Genomic DNA, 16,509 nt, shown 5'->3' with positions numbered 1-16,509 from the left:
CGACGCTCCTGCGGGCACGGGAGGCTGCTCAGCCCTGCGCCCCCGGCGCTGCGCCGCTGGTGTCCGAGAGGTCGACGTGGATGCGCATCGCGTGCCCGTACAGCTCCGCCTCGGCTTGCAGTGAGGCGCTCACGCTGGACGCCTGGCGGAAGCCGTGCCCCTCGCCCTCGAAGAGCAAGTAGCGGTGCCACAGCCCGCGTCGGGCCACTGCGTCGACGATGCGTTCGGCCTGGTCGGGGCGGCAGATGAAGTCGTCCGCTCCCTGCAGCATCACCAGCGGACCGGTGATCTGCCCGGCCTTGCGGATCGGCGACACCCGGTCGAACTGCTCCTGGTCCTCGGGCAACTTCCCGACCAGATACTCCATATAGCGGGACTCGAAGTCATGGGTCTGTCCGTAGATCCAGGTCTCCGGGTCACTGATGGGGTAGTACACGGCACCGCAGCAGAAGGTGTCGGTCGACGTCAGCGCCGCGAGTGTCGTCCAGCCACCCGCCGAGCCGCCCCGGATCGCGGTGCGCGACGGGTCCGCGAGCCCGGCGGCGGCCAGTTCCGAGGCCACCGTCACCGAGTCCTCGACGTCGGTGACGCCCCAGGTGTGCCGCAGCCGGTCCCGGTAGGCGCGGCCGTAGCCGGTGGAGCCGCCGTGGTCGACGGCGGCGACGGCGAAGCCCCGGCTGCAGAAGAGCGAGAACTCCGCATCGGGGGCGGCGCCGTTGGAGTTGGTGGGCCCGCCGTGGATGTGGACCAGCAGCGGCGGCGCCTCGCCTGCCGGGCCGGTGCAGTCCGGGCTGGTGGGCGGGTAGTAGACGTACTGCACCTCGCCGCCGTCCGCGGCCTTGGCGACCCGCCGCTCCGGCACTGCCCGCCAGGCGTCGTACGTGGTGTCGCGCTCACCGTTGCAGCGCACCGGAGCGCTGCCGTCGAGCGGCACCCGCAGCACGGCGCGGCCGAGCGTGGGGGAGGCCGCCAGCAGCAAAGCGGCGTGGTCGTCCGCCCACAGGTCGGAGCCGAACTCCGTCCACTCGGCCGCCAGATCGCGCAGCGTGCCGTCGGCGGGATCCCACAGTGCGAGCCGCTGGTCGCCGACGCCGTGCCGCAGCACCACTCCGGCTGCGGTGGCCGCGAACCAGCTCGCGCCGACCCGCCACAGGGCACCCGCGCACTCCCGCTCCATGGGCAATACGCACTCGGCGCGCCAGTTCCCGTCGGACGCCCGGGTGATCCGGAAGAGGTTCGCCCAGCCGTCCGGGTCCGCCATCGCGTACAGCGTGCCGTCGGGTGCCCACTCGGCCTGCGGTACGGACACCGCATCGCCGCCCAGCACCCGCACCGGCTCGCCCGCGACGCCGTCGACCAGCGGCGCGACCATCAACTCGGTGGTCTCCCACGGCATCTGCGGGTGGTCCCAGCCGAGCCACGCCAGGTGCCGTCCGTCCGGGCTGATCCGCGGGGTGGACAGGAAGTGGTGGGAGCGACCGACCACCCGCAGCCGGTCCGGCGCGGTGGCGGCCGAGCCGTCGAGCGGCACGGCGACGATGTCACGGCGGGTGCGCGGGGCCGGATCCTCGCCCGGTTCCCGGGCTGCCTGCGTGACCTCCCGGACCAGCCAGACCTCGGTGCCACCCGGCGCGAACACCGGGTCCGCCCAACAGGTTTCGTACTCGGGTGGATCGGCAGGAGTCAGCGGGATCGGGGTGCTCGCAACGCCCGCTCCCAGCGGGGCGGTCCCGGCCGCATACAGCCGCTGGTCGCGGTGGTCGGTGAAGACCAGCAGATGCGCGCCGCCGTCCGAGCCGGGCCGGACCGCGTACGGGCGCCCGCCGTAGCCCAGCGAACGGTTGCGCACACTGACACCCGCCGCCAGCACCGGCTCGGGGGCCTGCCCGGGACGGGTGCGCAGCAGCCGGACGGTGGCCGTGGCCGGATCGTTGGCGCACCACCAGGTCTCGTCGCCGACGCCGGACGGCCAGCTCGTGGCCCCGGAGCCGGCCGCGGTCGAATCGGCGGTCAGTGGTGAGGGCCACTCGCCGTGGGGGAGGACGCGGCGCTCGATCATCGAAGGTCTCCCGAGAGGTCTATGGCGGCGCCGGCGCCGTCGCGGAGCAAGAGGTCGGCGGGGGTCTCGCGACGCACCATGAGGCGCGCCTGCCCGTCGCGGACGGCGACGACGGCGGGGCGCGGCTGGAAGTTGTAGTTGCTGGCCATGACGTGGTGGTAGGCGCCGGTCGCGGGCACAGCCAGCAGATCGCCGACGGCCAGGTCGGCCGGGAGTGCGATGTCGGGTACGACGATGTCGCCGCTCTCGCAGTGCCGGCCGACGACGAGGGAGTGCACGGGTCGGCCGGTCAGCCTGCGGTTGGCGGTCCAGGCGGTGTACGAGGCCTGGTAGAGGGCGGGGCGCAGAGCGTCGCTCATACCGCCGTCGACGGAGACGAAGCGTCGCGCGAGGCCCTGTTTGACCACACCGACCTCGTAGAGCGTGACACCGGCGGTGCCGATCAGAGAGCGGCCCGGCTCCACCGCGAGCCGAACGGAGGTTGGGTCCATCTCCTCGGCGACCCCGGCCCGCAGCGCGGCTACGAACTCGGCGGGCGCCAGCCGTTGCTGGCCGGGCACATAGGCGATTCCGGCGCCGCCGCCGAGGTCCAGTTCTTCGATGCGTATGCTGTGCCGCTCGGTGAACATGCGGACGAATGCGGCCACCCGCGAGGCGGCCCGCCGGATGCCGGACGGGTCGAGGATCTGCGAGCCCAGGTGGGAGTGGATGCCCGTCAGCCGCAACGAGGGGATGCCACTGACGGTGAGGACCGCCCGTTCGGCGAATCCACCGTTGACCGGGAAGCCGAACTTCACGTCGTCGCTGCCGGTGGCCATGTAGTCGTGGGTGTCGGCGGCGACGCCCGGCGCGATGCGCAGATACACGTCCTGGACCCGGCCGGCGTCGGCCGCGTAGCCGGCGAGACGGTCGATCTCCTCGGCGCAGTCGACGACGATCACCCCGACGCCGTGTGTCACGGCCGAGCGGAGTTCGGCGGGGAGCTTGTTGTTGCCGTGCAGCACGATGTCGGCGGGATCGAAGCCCGTGGCGACGGCGAGTTCGAGCTCGCCGACACTGCAGACGTCCAGGTGCAGACGCTCCTCGCCGACCCAGCGGACCATCTCCGGGCAGAGGAAGGCCTTGGACGCATAGTGCACACGGTCGGCGCCGGACTCCCGCCACTGGCGGGCACGTTCGCGGAAGTCCGCCTCGTCCACGACGTAGAGCGGAGTGCCGCAGGCCTGGGCGAGACCCGTCATCGGCACGGAGCCCACCTGCAGTTCGCCGTCCATGTCCTTGGCGGTGAGCGGCCAGATGTCCGGTGCTTCGTCCGGGCCCGCGGCGCGGGTGGGGCCGGCGTCGGGCGCGTAGTCGGCGGGTGGAACCACCTGCGTCACTCCTTCGTGAGGACGACGAGCAGAAGCAAGTCGTCGCTGGTCTGCGTGATCTGATGTTCTTCGGATGCGGCGAAGTGGCAGGCGTCGGCCGGATTCAGCACGCGCGCGGTGTCCGAGACGCGGAGTCGGCACTGTCCGGCCAGCACCACCACGAGTTCCTCTCCGGCGTGCCGGATCGGTCGGGCGTGATCGCCCGGTTCGCCTCTTATCAGGCGTGAATGGAGCACGGTCGCATCATGAGCCGTCATGTTCCAGATTCCTTGACTGTCCGACATTGCGGTCAATCCGGGAAGTGTGGTGAAACGCGCCGGGAACGGGCTGTTGTCGGACGTGTCGTCACGTCCGGTGCCGAGCAGTTCGTGCAGTTCGAGACCCAGCACTCCGGCGAGCCGCGCCAGGCTGCGGACGGTCGGATTCGCCGAGCCGGATTCGATCTGCGAGACATATGCGGGCGAGAGGCCCGACCCGGCCGCGGTGGCGGCCAGGGTCAGTCCTGCCGTCCTGCGCGCCGAGGCAACGACCTTGGCCAGTTGGGCGGTTGCCCGATCGGCTGCGGACGCCTCGACCGGTGAGTCGACGGTCGGCGGGGCGGGGGCTGGAACATCCCTTGACTCAGGCATGCGGTGACAGTAATACTCGCGCCACCTTAGATCAATGTATCCGCCAGCAAGTGATACTCAGGGAAGAAATCCCTGGTCGCAGCAGTGGAGTTGAGCGCATGGAGGGAGGTTTTGATGTCTGTCCTGACACCTGATCCTGTGCTTCGCCTGTTGGAGCGCGCCGCTGCGCATTGCGGCCCCGGGGCTGCCCGCCTGTACGCCGTACTTGCTGCGGACTTCCCCGCCGCACTGTCCCGGCGCCCCGCCCAACTCCTGCGGGCCGCCGACGCGAACGCCGAGGATCTCGACCAGCTGCTCGCCATGGCGGGCTTCGCCGACACCGAGGACCTGCGTGCCTGCGCCGCCCGTGAGACGGGCCGCCGGCTACCCGTTCCCGACCAGCGCATCGCCGACCGGGAGGGCGAACCCGGTGACCGCACCGCGCTGCGCCGCATCCTCGCCCGGGAGCAGGAGAACCTGGCCGGCACCCTCGACGCGCTGCACGCCAACGGCGCCCTGGAACTCGCCGCGCGCGCTGTGGTCGCAGGCCGCCGCCGCTGGGTGTTCGGTGACATGAAGTCCATCGGGTACGCGGCTCTGGTTGCCGCCGATCTCTCCGCCGCGCTCCGTGACGTCACCCTCGTCCAGCCGGGAGTGGGAGCGGCCGTCACCGCCCTCGCCGACGCCGGCGACCAGGACGTACTGATCACCTTCAGCTTTCGCAGTTACAGCCGCCACACCGTGCGCGTGGCCCGTGAGTTCCATGCGCTGGGCGGCACGGTCGTAGCCGTCACCGACGGCTACGACAGCCCGGTGTGCGCGTACGCCACCCACGTCCTCGCGGTGAACACCCGAAGCGAGTCGCGCACCCACTCGCCGACCGCCGTCACCGCCACCGGCCATCTGCTCGCCTCACTTGCCGCGGCCGGCGCGAAGGGCGCGGCCCGTCGCGCCCAGCGCCGGCACGCACTCACCTGGGCCCTGAGCGACGGCGAGGGCGCCACCCCCGCCGGCCCGCCTGAGAGGACTGCTCCGTGATCCAGGAGCTCACCGACCCTTCCGCAGAACAGTTCACCCACCACGAGGCACTGGCCACTGACGCGATCGACCACTGCTCGCGGCTGATCCGCTTCGACACCAGCAACTACGGCGGCGGCGATTCGCGCGGCGAGCGGGAAGCCGCCGAGTGGGTGGCCGAAGTCCTCGCCGATGCCGGATACGCGCCGCAGGTCCTGGAGTCGGAGCCGCGCCGCGCCTCCACCGTGGTCCGGATCCCGGGCGCCGACCCGCTGGCCCCCGCACTGCTGGTCCACGGCCATCTGGATGTCGTGCCCGCCGAACCCTCCGACTGGTCCTTCGATCCGTTCAGCGGCGAGATCACCGACGGCGCGATACGCGGCCGCGGCGCCCTGGACATGAAGGACATGGACGCGATGATGCTGGCCTGCGCCACCGGATTCGCCCGGACCGGCACCCGCCCGCCGCGCGACATCGTGATGGCGTTCGTCGCCGACGAGGAGGACACCGGCGCGTACGGAGCGGGGTTCCTCGTCGACAAGCACCCCGGACTCTTCGAGGGCGTCACCGCCGCCATCAGTGAGTCCGGCGGCTACAGCGTCCATCTGCCCAACGGCCGCCGCCTCTACCCGGTCGCCACCGGCGAGCGCGGCAGCGCCTGGATGACCCTCAGTGCGCACGGCACCGCGGGCCACGGCTCCCGTCGCAACCCCGACAACGCCGTGGCCACTCTGGTACGCACCGTGGCCGAACTGGCCGCTCACACCTGGCCGGTTCGTCTGATCCCGCCGGTCCAGGCGCTGCTCGACGGGCTCGGGTCGGAGCTCGGCATCACGATCGACCCGGCCGACCCGGCGAGCGTCGCCCAACTCGGCGAGGCCGCCCGGCTGGTGGAGTCGACCATGTCGAACTCCCTCAACCCGACCCGACTGAACGCCGGATACAAGCACAACGTCATCCCCAGCGAAGCCACCGCCGGCATCGACGGACGGGTCCTGCCCGGCGCCGAGAAGGAGTTCTTCGCTGCCGTCGACGCGGTGCTCGGCACCGAGGTGACCCGCGAGTTCGCCAGCTGGACCGAGCCGGTCGCCGCCGACCACACCTCGCCCGAGTTCGCGGCCATGGCGGACGCCCTGCGTGCCCACGACCCGCAGGCCCTGGTCCTGCCGTTCTGCATGTCCGGCGGCACCGACGCCAAAGCCTTCGCCCGGCTGGGCATCGCCGGCTACGGCTTCGCCCCCGGTACCACCCCGCCCGGCTTCAACACCTGGGACTACGTACACGGCGTCGACGAGCACGTCCTCACCGACAGCCTCGCCTTCGGTGTCCGGGTCCTGGACACCTTCCTCCGGGCGGATCCCTCCAGCCCCGTAGCGGGCTGACTCAACGGCCGTCACCGGCCGCACGACAGGCGAGCCACGCGGCATTGCCCCGGCTCGCCACAGCAAGGCAGCACACAGCACGTTCACCGGTGCGTCGCGGACCCCCGTGGTCCGCGCCGTACCCACGCTCCTGGAGTGGCACGAAATGACACACACCATGGTCCGCAGCGCGACACGCCGACGTGCCAACGCACTGGCCGCCGCAGCCCTCACCGGCGCTCTCGCCCTCGGCTCGGTCGCCCTGGCCCCCGGGGCCGCCGCCGACACCAAGGGCACCACACTGCGCGCCGCGATGACCGGCAACGGCATCGACTCGCTCAACCCGTTCCTGGCGTACTTCGCCGGTTCGCTGGATGTCTTCAGCGCCGTCTACCCCTCCCTGAACTCCCTGAACACCGACGGCACCCCCGCGCCGTACCTGGCGACCAAGTGGGCGCCGTCGGCCGACAAGCTCACCTGGACCTTCACCCTCCGCAAGGGACTGAAGTGGTCGGACGGCAAGCCGATCACCGCCGAGGACGCCGCCTGGACCCTCAACCTGATCCGGACGAACGAGGTGGCAGGCACTGCCAACGGCTCGCTCGTCGAGAACTTCGACTCGGTCACCGCGCCCGACGCCACGACGCTGGTCATCAAGACCAAGAAGCCCCAGGCGAACACCCCGTTCGTGTCCATCCCGTACAGCGGCGTGCCGATCGTCCCCAAGCACGTCTGGGAAAAGCACGTCACGGACCTCAAGGACTTCAAGAACGACTCCGGCGACATCGTCGGTTACGGTCCCTGGACGCTCACTGCCTACAAGGCCGAGCAGTACGTCAAGTACGACGCCAACAAGGACTTCGTCCTCGGCGCCCCCAAGTTCGACCATCTGGTCCAGCAGCGCTACAAGGCCGTCGACGGCGCTGTCGCCGCACTGCGCAGCGGCCAGCTCGACTACGTATCCGATCTGAATTCCACCCAGTTCAAGGCGCTGCAGAGCGACAAGCGGACCACAGCCTTCCAGAACGCCGGCCGCCGCTGGATGAGCGTGGCCCTCAACTCCGGTGCCCGTACCCGCTCCGGCAAGAAGATCGGCACCGGGAACCCGGCTCTCGCCGACGCCGCCGTGCGCCGCGCCATCGCGCTGGCGACCGACAAGCAGACCCTCGTCGACAAGGTGCTCGACGGCCTGGGCCAGGTCGGCGCCGGCTACATCCCGCCCACCTGGAAGCAGTGGGCGTGGAAGCCCGCCCCGGGCGACGAGCAGTCGTACGACATCGCAAAGGCCAACTCCCTGCTGGACGAGGCCGGTTACACCAAGGGCAAGGACGGTATCCGTGTCTCGCCCAAGACGAAGAAGCCGCTGAAGCTCCGCCTGGGCACCCACTCCGACGCCGCCACCGACACCCAGATCGCCACCTACCTCACCGGGTGGATGAAGCAGATCGGTGTCGAGCTGACCGCCGAGCCGCTGAGCTCCACCAAGCTCAACGACGATCTCGCCAAGGGTGACTGGGACCTGCTGATGGACGGCTGGGGCACCGGCCCCGACCCGACGTACCTGCTCTCCATCCAGAACTGCGACGCGCTGCCGCTGGACGACGGTACGAGCGGATCCACGGACTCCTTCCACTGCGACAAGGAGTTCGACAAGCTCTTCAAGCAGCAGGTCACCGAGTTCGACCCGGCGCAGCGCGCGGCGACCGTCGGCAAGATGCAGGACATCCTCTACAAGGCCGACAACAACGTCATCCTGTACTACGCCACGGGCCTGAGCGCGACGAACGCCCGCACCGTGAAGAACCTCGCGGTCGGCAAGGCGGACTCCGCGGGCGTCTACCCGATGCAGTACACCTTCGGCCAGTTCCGCAGCGCCACCCCGGTCGCCGCCGTGAAGGAAGCCTCGTCGGGCTCCACCACTCTGTGGGCCGGCATCGGAATCGGCGTGCTCGTCGTGGCGGGCCTCGCCTTCGGCATCAAGCGCCGCTCGTCGGCCGACGAGCGGGAGTAACCACCTCGCCCGCCCCGCGCACCCGGTCGCAGCACCGGGTGCGCGGGGTCCACCAGACCGAGCAGATCGAGAACTCATGACCATTACGTCCGATACGTCCGACAGCGCGAGCGCCGTCGGCCCCGTGCCCGGGAGCGACGCGGCCGACGCCGCCTCCCGCCCGGGCTCGGGGCGGGCAGACTTCCTCCGCTTCCTGGGCACCAAGCTCGCCGCAGCCGCCGTGAGCTTCGTCATCGTCCTGGGCATCGGCTTCGTGATCTTCCAGCTGATGCCCTCGGACCCGGTCCAGACGATGACCCGCGGTCGGCCCACCAGCGATGAGCAGATGGCTCATCTGCGCCAGACACTGGGCCTGGACCAGCCGGTGTGGGAGCGGTTCCTGCACTTCGTGAACGACGTCGTCCACCTGGATCTGGGCCGTTCCTGGCAGTACCAGCAGTCCGTCTCCTCGCTCATCGGCGAGCGCGTCGGCCCCACCCTGCTCCTGATGGGCACGGCCACCGCGATATCCGTGGTGGTCGGCCTCTGGCTGGGGGTACGCAGCGGGTGGCGGCACGGCAGCCTCTTCGACAAGATCACCTCCTCGGCGGCGCTCACCTTCTGGTCGGTGCCCACCTACTGGCTGGGCATGATCCTGCTGATCTGGCTCAGCGTCGGCCTCGATCTGTTCCCCTCCGGCGGCATGTCCGACCCGTCGCTCGGTGCGACCGGCTTCGGCCATGTTCTCGACGTGGCCCGCCACATGGTGCTGCCGTGTCTGACGATGGTGCTTGTGGTCTTCGCCCAGTATGTGTCGATCATGCGCTCGTCGATCATCGATGAGCTGGGCAGTCCCTATCTGCTGACCGCCCGGGCCAAGGGACTTGTCGACGACGCCGTACGCCGCAAGCACGCCGTGCCCAACGCGCTGCTTCCCTCGGTGACCGTGATCTTTCTTCACCTGGGCACGATGGTCGGCGGTGCGATCACGGTCGAGACCGTCTTCAGCTGGCCGGGTCTCGGCTCGCTGACCATCGAGGCACTCAAGGTGCCCGACATCCCCGTACTGCAGGGCACGTTCATCATCTTCAGCGCCAGTGTGATCCTGATGAACCTCCTCGCCGACGTGCTCTACCGCTTCCTCGACCCCCGGGTGCGTGTGCGATGACGATTTCCGACACCACTGACATCACCGCCGGGGCCACCCCGGCCGGTTCGCCTCCCCGGCTGGCCTCCGTCGGCCGCTTCGCTCGCGCCTATGCCAAGCGCCCGTCCGGACTCGTCGGCCTGGGCATCCTGCTCGTCGCCACGATCCTCGCGCTCTGCGCCCCGCTCTTCATAGGCCCCGAGCAGCTCGACGTCACCAAGGTCGACGGCCCGCTGCTCTCCGCGCCCGGCTCCGGCTACCTCCTCGGCACCGACCAGGCCGGCCGCTCCGTGGTGGACCTGCTGATCTGGGGTTCGCGCTCCTCGCTGTCCATCGGCGTCATCGCGACCGTGCTCACCATGGTGCTCGGCTCCACGATCGGACTGCTCGCAGGCCACTACCCGGGCAAGCTCGGCAAGGCGCTGATGCATGTCACCGACTGGTTCATCGCGCTGCCCAGCCTGCCGCTGGCCATCTCCCTCGCCGCGGTCCTGGGACAGGGCACGGCGTCCATCACCATCGCCATCGCAGTGACCTCCTGGACATCCACCGCCCGCCTGGTCCGTGCCCAGACCCTCGCCGTGGAGGCCCGCCCGTTCATCGAGCGCGCCAAGGTCCTCGGCGCAGGCAACCGCCAGGTGATGATCCGTCATGTCCTCCCGAACGTGGCCCCGTTGATCCTGGTCTCCGCCACGCTCACGGTCGCCTCGGCGATCCTCTCCGAGGCCACCCTGACCTTCCTCGGTCTCGGCGACCCGACCGGAGTCTCCTGGGGTTCCATGCTCAATGCCGCCTTCTACCAGGGCGCCATGACCTCAGGTGCCTGGTGGTACGTCGGCACGCCCGGCATCGCGATCCTTCTCGTCGTCCTCGGCTTCACCCTCACCGGGCGTGCCGTGGAACACGTCCTCAACCCGCGGATGGTGGGCTGACCATGACCCTGCTCGACGTACGCGACCTCTCCGTCACCTACCGCGACGGCGACAGCCTCATTCCCGCCGTGCGCGGTGTCAGCTTCACCCTGGACCGGGGCGAGACCCTCGGCGTGGCCGGCGAGTCCGGCTCCGGCAAGTCCACCATGGTGCTCAGCCTGCTGCGGCTGCTGCCCAAGAGCGCCAAGGTCACCGGGCAGGTGCTGTACGAAGGCGAGGACCTGCTCACCGCCAAGTGGTCCGCATTGCGCACCGTGCGCTGGAACGGCGCATCCGTGGTCTTCCAGGGCGCCATGAGTGCCCTCAACCCGGTGCGCCCCATCGGCGAGCAGATCTGCGAGCCGATCCTGCTCCACGAGAAGGTGTCCCCGCGCACCGCCCGCGAACGCGCCGCCGAACTGCTCGACAGCGTCGGCATATCGCGGCAGCGCATGGGCAGTTACCCGCACGAGTTCTCCGGCGGCCAGCGCCAGCGCATCATGATCGCCATGGCACTAGCCTGCCGCCCCGACCTGATCATCGCCGACGAGCCCACCACCGCCCTCGATGTGATGGTGCAGGCGCAGATCATGGAGCTCTTCACCGAGCTGGTACGGAACTCCGGCGTCGGCGTCATCATGATCAGCCACGACCTCTCGGTGCTCTCCGAGATGTGCGGACGGCTCGCCGTGATGTACGCCGGCGAGATCGTCGAGACCGGCCCTTCGCGGCAGGTCATCGAAGATCCCCGGCACCCGTACACCGACGCACTGGCCAGGGCGTTCCCCACCATCGGCGACCCCGCGTCCCGGTTCGCGCCCTCCGGACTGCCCGGCGACCCGCCGGACGTCTCGGCGCTCGGCGCGGGCTGCGCCTTCGTCCCGCGCTGTGTGCACGCCGTCGACGCCTGCCGTACGAAGGCCGTCGAGCTGTGGCCCGCGGGCGATCGGCGCAGCGCCGCCTGTCTGCGCGTTCTGGACGCCCACACCCCCGTAACCGAAGGGAGCCAGGCATGAGCACCGCCGCCCCGGCCCTGGAGGTCAGCGACCTCCGCATCACCTACCCGGCGCGCGCAGGCCGTGGTCCCGCCCGCGCCGTGGACGGAGCCAACCTGACCGTCGGCCAGGGCGAGATCGTGGCCCTGATCGGCGAGTCGGGCTGCGGCAAGTCCACCCTCGCCCGCGCGCTCGTCGGCCTCATCAGGCCCACCAGCGGCGAGATCCGCTACCAGGGCAAGCCCCTCGCCTACTCGGCCCGGGCGCTCAAGGAGTACCGCCGCCATGCCCAGCTGGTACTTCAGGACCCGGGCGGCGCCCTCAACCCACGGCAGAACGTGTACGACGCCGTCGCCGAGGGGCCCCGGCTGCACGGCATCACGGAGGAGCTCAACTCCCGTGTGCACACGGCTCTTTCGCGTGCCGGACTGCGTCCTCCGGAGCGGTTCCTGCACCGCTTCCCGCACGAGATGTCCGGCGGCCAGCAGCAGCGCGTCGTCATCGCGGGCGCCCTGGCCCTGAACCCCTCGGTGATCGTCGCCGACGAGCCGGTCGCGTCCCTCGACGCCTCGGTGCGCGGCGAGATCCTCAAGCTGATTCTCGAACTCCGTGACAGCCTCGGCCTGTCCGCCCTGGTCGTCAGCCACGACCTGGGCCTGGCCTGGAACATCGCCGACCGGGTCGCCGTGATGTACCTCGGCCGGATCGTCGAGGTCGGCACCGTCGAGGAAGTGCTGCTGCACCCCAAGCACCCGTACACCAAGGCCCTGCTCTCGGTGCTGCCCGAGGCCGGACGCGACCAGCGGCCGACCGTACTGACCGGCGAGCCCCCGGACCCGACCCGCATTCCGTCCGGCTGCCGCTTCCACCCGCGTTGCCCACTCTGGCCGGAACTGGAGGGCGCCGAGCGGGCCGCCGCCGGCTGCGACACACGCGAGCTGCCCGTACTGACCGCCGACCCGGCGCTCGCCCAGGCGGCCTGCCATCTCGCCCATGGCCGCTGACCCCGCACTCGTCGTACGCGACGTCGATGGTTCTGCCGCCATGGCGGCCTGCATCGGCCTGTATACCGAGGTGATGGGGCTGCGGCCGTCGGACGGGGGCCTCAACCCCCGGTTGCTGACCGCGCTGCAGTCCAACGGAGGCATCGTCGTCGCCGCGTACGAGGGCGACGGCGACCTGGCGCGGCCGGTCGGATTCGCATACAGCTTCCTGGCCCGCGAGGGGGGCGGCGAGCTGTTCCAGTTCTCGCAGCTCGCCGTGGTCGCCCGCCACCTCCAGGGGCAGGGGGTGGGCCGGCTCCTCAAGCACGCCCAGCGCGAGCGGACGCTGGCCATGGGACTGACCCGTATCCGCTGGTCCTACGACCCCCTGAAGACCCGTAACGCGCACTTCAATCTGGATGTGCTCGGCGGGCGGGTCCGCGTACTCAAACCGTCGATGTACGGCGGTGAGGGCTTCGGCGACGACGCGGGCGAGCCCACCGACCGGTTCCTCCTCGACTGGGACCTGACGCGATCGGCCAGGGTCCAGCCCGGTCTACCCGACCGAGCCTGGCAACCCGGCGAGTGTCTGGCCGAGGGCGACGACCTGCTGATCGCCGTACCGGCCCGCTGGGATATGCACCGCACCGCCATAGGAGCGTCCGCCGCCGCCGCACTGCGCACCTCGCTCAGGGAAACTTTCACCGAGGCCCTGACCACCCATGTCGGGGTCTCCTGCCTGCGTGTCACCGGCGACCTCGCGGTCTACCGGTTCGTTCCGCGCGGCACCGACCAGGAGGGCGCCTCATGACGATCACCATCACCGAGATCGAACTCTCCCTTGTACGGCTGGACTTGATCCATGAGTTCGAGACCAGCTCCCACCGCAAGTCGCACCTCGACCACATCGTGGTCAGGGCGACCGCATCCGACGGCACGGTCGGCTGGGGCGAGTGCGCCTCGCCCAGCGACCCGTACTACTGCAGCGAATCCACCGAGAGCTGCTGGTACGTACTGAGCGAGCACCTCGCCTCCATGGTCCTGGGCCACCCCTGGGAGCACCCCGACGACGCGGCGGGCCTCACCACCCGCCTCTCGGGCAACCACTTCGCCCGCGCCGGGCTCGACATGGCCTGCTGGGATCTGTACGGGCAGGCCCGTGGCGAGACCCTCTCCACCCTCGTCGGTGGCACGGCCGAGAGGATCAGCGCGGGTGTCAGTCTCGGCATCGAGCCGACCGTCGACGCTCTGCTGGACCAGGTCGCCCGGCATGTCGGCGACGGCTACCGCCGCATCAAGCTCAAGTGCCGCCCGGGCTGGGACCTCGAGCCGGTACGGGCGGTACGCGCGGCCTTCCCCGGTATCGCTCTCCAGGTCGACGCCAACACCGGCTACCGGGCCGACTGCGCCGAGCACCTGGCCGCCCTCACCGCCCTCGACGACCAGGGCCTGCTGATGATCGAGCAGCCCTTCGCCGAGGACGACCTGCTCGGCCACGCCGGCCTCGCCGCCCGGCTCGACACCCCCGTCTGTCTCGACGAGTCGATCACCTCCCCCGCCGTACTGGCCACCGCACTGCACCTGGGCGCCGCCGACATCGTCAACATCAAGGTGTCCCGGCTCGGCGGAATCGGACCGTCCGTCGCGGTGCACGATGTATGCCGCGAGGCCGGAATCCCGGTGTGGTGCGGAGGAATGCACGAGTTCGGCATCGGGCGCGCGGCCAACCTCGCCGTCGCCTCGCTGCCGGGCTTCACGCTGCCCTCGGACGTCTCCGGCTCCGACAAGTACTACCGCCAGGACATCGTCACCCCGCCGATCCGTGCCACCGAGGGCCTGGTCCCGGTGCCCGACGCCCGCCCGGGCCTCGGTGTCCATGTCGACGAGTCCCTGATCCGGGCGAACCGGTTGCGGCACGCCGTACTGAAGGAAGGCTGAACCGATGCGCTTCGACGCCGAGCAACTGCGCGAGCGGGCACTCGCCCGCCTGGAAACCCTCGTCATGGCCGAGAGCCCGTCCGGGGAACCCGAACTCCTCCGGATCGTCAACGCCGATCTGGAGCAGGCCTATCGGGCTCTCGGAGCCCGGGTCACCCGCGAGAGCGGACCGCACGGCGACCACCTGGTCTGCGAGTGGCCGGGCGCGGCCCCCGATGACGCACACATACTCCTCATCGGCCACAGCGACACCGTCCTTCCCGTCGGCACCACCGTCGAGCGCCCCTTCACGCTCCACGAGGACGGCGACACCGTCACCGGCCCCGGCGTGTACGACATGAAGGGCTCCCTCGTCGCCATCGAGCTGGCCTTCGCTCTCCTTCGCGAACAGGGCCTGTCCCCGTCCCGCCCAGTACGCCTGGTCGTCGTCAACGACGAGGAGATCGGCTCCCCGGACGGCCGCCGCATCATCGCCGTCCACGCCGAGGGCGCCTTCGCAGCCCTCGGCTTCGAACCGCCGCTGCCCGGCGGCACACTGAAGACCGGCAGGCGGGGAGTGGCCCGGGTGCGCATCGACGTCCAGGGCGTGGAGGCGCACGCCGGGCTCGACGCCTCGCTCGGCACCTCCGCGATCGACGAGCTCATCGACCAGATCGCCGCTGTACGGGGGGCCGTCCCGCCGCCGCCCGCCGCCGAGTTCAACATCGGCACCATCAGCGGCGGCACCCGCGCCAACGTCGTCGCGGGTACGGCCTCGGCCGAGGTCGGCCTGCGCTTCGCCACTCCTGCCGCCGAGACCGCCGTACTGGGCGCCCTCGACGCCCTCACTCCCGTCCGCCCCGGCGCAAAGGTGACCGTCACCCGGCTGTCGTACCGCCCCGCCTGGGAGCGCGACCCGGCCAACCCCCTCGCCGCGCGACTCGCCTCGCTCGCCGCCGAGCGGGGCACCCATCTGCTCACCGGCACCTCGGGCGGCGCCGGTGACACCAATCTCACCGGTTCGCTCGGCATCCCCACCACCGACGGCCTCGGCCCGGACGGTGCGGGCGCCCACTCCATGTCCGAACGCGCCTCGGTCGCCTCACTGCTGGACCGCGCCACTCTGCTCGCCGCCTACTTCATCGCACCCGAGGAGTCCGCATGACCTCCCCCGAAAACACAGGCCTGCTCCGCCCGCCCGCTCTCGGAGCAGGTGACCGGGTCGCCGTCACCGCCGCCTCGGGCGCGCCGCGCGCCGAGGACCTGGAGAAGGGCGTCGCGGCCCTGGAGAGTCTCGGCCTGATCGTCGACGTGCTGCCCTCCGCGCGCGCCGCCGGCGTCCCTCTCGACTATCTCGCGGGCGACGACGCCACCCGCGCCGCCGACCTGACCACCGCTCTCACCGACCCCCGCTACCGTGCCGTCTTCATGGCCCGCGGCGGATACGGCGCCCAACGCACCCTTGAGGGCATCGACTTCGCTTCCCTGGGCACCCCCACGCCGCGTGTGCTCGTCGGCTACTCGGACGTCACCGCGCTCATCGAGGCGGTCTCGGTGCACCTGGGCTGGGTGTCGCTGTTCGGCCCGATGCCCGTCTCGGACGACTTCACCCCTGGTTCGTACGCCTTCGACTCCTTGGCCAGGACCCTCTTCACCCCGTCCGAGGCCACCCTGCTCACCTTCCCCGCGGCCCGTACCCTGGTGGGCGGCGCGGCCGAGGGCACCACGCTCGGCGGCACCGCGAGCCTGCTCTGCTCCTCGCTCGCGACCTCCACCTCGCGCCCGGCACGCGGCGGCATCCTCTTCCTGGAGGACGTCGACGAGGAGCCGTACCGGCTGGACCGCATCCTCACCCAGCTGCGCCGGTCCGGCTACCTCGACGGGGTCGCGGGCATCCTCTGCGGCACCTTCACCGGCTGCGGTGACCCGGCCGAGATCGACGCCCTGCTCATCGACCGGCTCGGCGATCTCGGCGCCCCCGTCCTGGCCGGCGCCGACATCGGCCACGGCGTCCCGATGCAGACCTTCCCGGTCGGCGTCCGGGCCCGCCTCGACGCCGACGGGGGCACGCTCACCTTCGACGGACCGGTGCTCGCCTGAACGGACCGACGGCGGTCAGGTGCCCTTCGGGCGGTGGCCTGGAACACCGGA

14 protein-coding genes are annotated in these 16,509 nt (G+C 70.8%); 11 read left to right on the top strand and 3 right to left on the bottom strand.

The features are described from left to right. Positions 1-28: 28 nt before the first annotated feature. Genes ACWCP8_RS21440 through ACWCP8_RS21430 form a run of 3 tightly spaced genes read right to left on the bottom strand, consistent with a single transcriptional unit; the run spans position 29 to position 4,058 of the window. A complete protein-coding gene (locus ACWCP8_RS21440; protein ID WP_451117503.1) occupies positions 29-2,059 on the bottom strand; it encodes a prolyl oligopeptidase family serine peptidase in 2,031 nt (676 codons plus the stop codon). Continuing rightward, the gene (gene lysA, locus ACWCP8_RS21435; RefSeq protein WP_451117501.1) at positions 2,056-3,429 is read right to left on the bottom strand and encodes a diaminopimelate decarboxylase; all 1,374 of its coding nucleotides are present in this window, start codon (positions 3,427-3,429) and stop codon (positions 2,056-2,058) included. Before lysA ends, ACWCP8_RS21440 begins: the two co-directional genes overlap by 4 nt. Before the next feature lie 5 nt (positions 3,430-3,434). Then, positions 3,435-4,058, bottom strand: a complete 624-nt coding sequence (locus tag ACWCP8_RS21430; RefSeq protein WP_382835290.1) for a helix-turn-helix domain-containing protein — start codon at positions 4,056-4,058, stop codon at positions 3,435-3,437. Positions 4,059-4,172: 114 nt separating this feature from the next. On the opposite strand from ACWCP8_RS21430, the gene ACWCP8_RS21425 reads away from it, so the two are divergent. The 11 genes from ACWCP8_RS21425 (at position 4,173) to ACWCP8_RS21375 (ending at position 16,458) form a co-directional block, all read left to right on the top strand. Next, the gene (locus tag ACWCP8_RS21425; protein WP_352268137.1) at positions 4,173-5,075 is read left to right on the top strand and encodes a MurR/RpiR family transcriptional regulator; all 903 of its coding nucleotides are present in this window, start codon (positions 4,173-4,175) and stop codon (positions 5,073-5,075) included. Beyond that, entirely contained in the window at positions 5,072-6,436 is a 1,365-nt protein-coding gene (locus tag ACWCP8_RS21420; protein ID WP_451117499.1) for a M20/M25/M40 family metallo-hydrolase, read from the top strand. The genes ACWCP8_RS21425 and ACWCP8_RS21420 overlap by 4 nt, the downstream gene beginning before the upstream one ends. 145 nt (positions 6,437-6,581) lie before the next feature. Then, on the top strand, positions 6,582-8,426 hold the full coding sequence (locus ACWCP8_RS21415) for an ABC transporter substrate-binding protein (protein WP_352268134.1): 1,845 nt from the start codon (positions 6,582-6,584) through the stop codon (positions 8,424-8,426). Positions 8,427-8,502: 76 nt separating this feature from the next. Next, on the top strand, positions 8,503-9,573 hold the full coding sequence (locus ACWCP8_RS21410) for an ABC transporter permease (RefSeq protein WP_352268132.1): 1,071 nt from the start codon (positions 8,503-8,505) through the stop codon (positions 9,571-9,573). Further along, positions 9,570-10,484 carry an ABC transporter permease gene (locus ACWCP8_RS21405; protein WP_352268131.1) on the top strand — a complete coding sequence of 305 codons (915 nt, stop codon included), beginning with the start codon at positions 9,570-9,572 and terminating at the stop codon, positions 10,482-10,484. The genes ACWCP8_RS21410 and ACWCP8_RS21405 overlap by 4 nt, the downstream gene beginning before the upstream one ends. A 2-nt stretch (positions 10,485-10,486) precedes the next feature. Further along, on the top strand, positions 10,487-11,479 hold the full coding sequence (locus ACWCP8_RS21400) for an ABC transporter ATP-binding protein (protein WP_451117496.1): 993 nt from the start codon (positions 10,487-10,489) through the stop codon (positions 11,477-11,479). After that, entirely contained in the window at positions 11,476-12,462 is a 987-nt protein-coding gene (locus tag ACWCP8_RS21395) for an ABC transporter ATP-binding protein (RefSeq protein WP_352268129.1), read from the top strand. Before ACWCP8_RS21400 ends, ACWCP8_RS21395 begins: the two co-directional genes overlap by 4 nt. After that, a complete protein-coding gene (locus ACWCP8_RS21390; protein WP_451117494.1) occupies positions 12,452-13,252 on the top strand; it encodes a hypothetical protein in 801 nt (266 codons plus the stop codon). The genes ACWCP8_RS21395 and ACWCP8_RS21390 overlap by 11 nt, the downstream gene beginning before the upstream one ends. Beyond that, positions 13,249-14,379, top strand: coding sequence for an o-succinylbenzoate synthase (gene menC, locus ACWCP8_RS21385; protein WP_451117492.1), 1,131 nt, complete (start codon positions 13,249-13,251; stop codon positions 14,377-14,379). The genes ACWCP8_RS21390 and menC overlap by 4 nt, the downstream gene beginning before the upstream one ends. A gap of 4 nt (positions 14,380-14,383) precedes the next feature. Further along, the gene (locus tag ACWCP8_RS21380) at positions 14,384-15,523 is read left to right on the top strand and encodes a M20/M25/M40 family metallo-hydrolase (RefSeq protein WP_352268125.1); all 1,140 of its coding nucleotides are present in this window, start codon (positions 14,384-14,386) and stop codon (positions 15,521-15,523) included. Beyond that, positions 15,520-16,458: a S66 peptidase family protein gene (locus ACWCP8_RS21375; RefSeq protein ID WP_352268123.1), complete on the top strand. Its 939-nt coding sequence runs from the start codon at positions 15,520-15,522 to the stop codon at positions 16,456-16,458. The genes ACWCP8_RS21380 and ACWCP8_RS21375 overlap by 4 nt, the downstream gene beginning before the upstream one ends. The last annotated feature ends 51 nt before the right edge of the window (positions 16,459-16,509 follow it).

It is taken from the genome of Streptomyces sp. NPDC002206, assembly GCF_053593595.1.
This window is presented reverse-complemented; position numbering and strand designations above follow the sequence as displayed.

Bases quoted from the DNA above. Each gene is read 5' to 3' on its own strand.
- ACWCP8_RS21410 (WP_352268132.1), top strand. From the start codon at position 8,503: ATGACCATTACGTCCGATACGTCCGACAGCGCGAGCGCCGTCGGCCCC.
- ACWCP8_RS21405 (WP_352268131.1), top strand. From the start codon at position 9,570: ATGACGATTTCCGACACCACTGACATCACCGCCGGGGCCACCCCGGCC.
- ACWCP8_RS21395 (WP_352268129.1), top strand. From the start codon at position 11,476: ATGAGCACCGCCGCCCCGGCCCTGGAGGTCAGCGACCTCCGCATCACC.
- ACWCP8_RS21415 (WP_352268134.1), top strand. From the start codon at position 6,582: ATGACACACACCATGGTCCGCAGCGCGACACGCCGACGTGCCAACGCA.
- ACWCP8_RS21380 (WP_352268125.1), top strand. From the start codon at position 14,384: ATGCGCTTCGACGCCGAGCAACTGCGCGAGCGGGCACTCGCCCGCCTG.
- ACWCP8_RS21390 (WP_451117494.1), top strand. From the start codon at position 12,452: ATGGCCGCTGACCCCGCACTCGTCGTACGCGACGTCGATGGTTCTGCC.
- ACWCP8_RS21375 (WP_352268123.1), top strand. From the start codon at position 15,520: ATGACCTCCCCCGAAAACACAGGCCTGCTCCGCCCGCCCGCTCTCGGA.
- ACWCP8_RS21400 (WP_451117496.1), top strand. From the start codon at position 10,487: ATGACCCTGCTCGACGTACGCGACCTCTCCGTCACCTACCGCGACGGC.
- ACWCP8_RS21440 (WP_451117503.1), bottom strand. From the start codon at position 2,059: ATGATCGAGCGCCGCGTCCTCCCCCACGGCGAGTGGCCCTCACCACTG.
- menC (WP_451117492.1), top strand. From the start codon at position 13,249: ATGACGATCACCATCACCGAGATCGAACTCTCCCTTGTACGGCTGGAC.
- ACWCP8_RS21430 (WP_382835290.1), bottom strand. From the start codon at position 4,058: ATGCCTGAGTCAAGGGATGTTCCAGCCCCCGCCCCGCCGACCGTCGAC.
- ACWCP8_RS21425 (WP_352268137.1), top strand. From the start codon at position 4,173: ATGTCTGTCCTGACACCTGATCCTGTGCTTCGCCTGTTGGAGCGCGCC.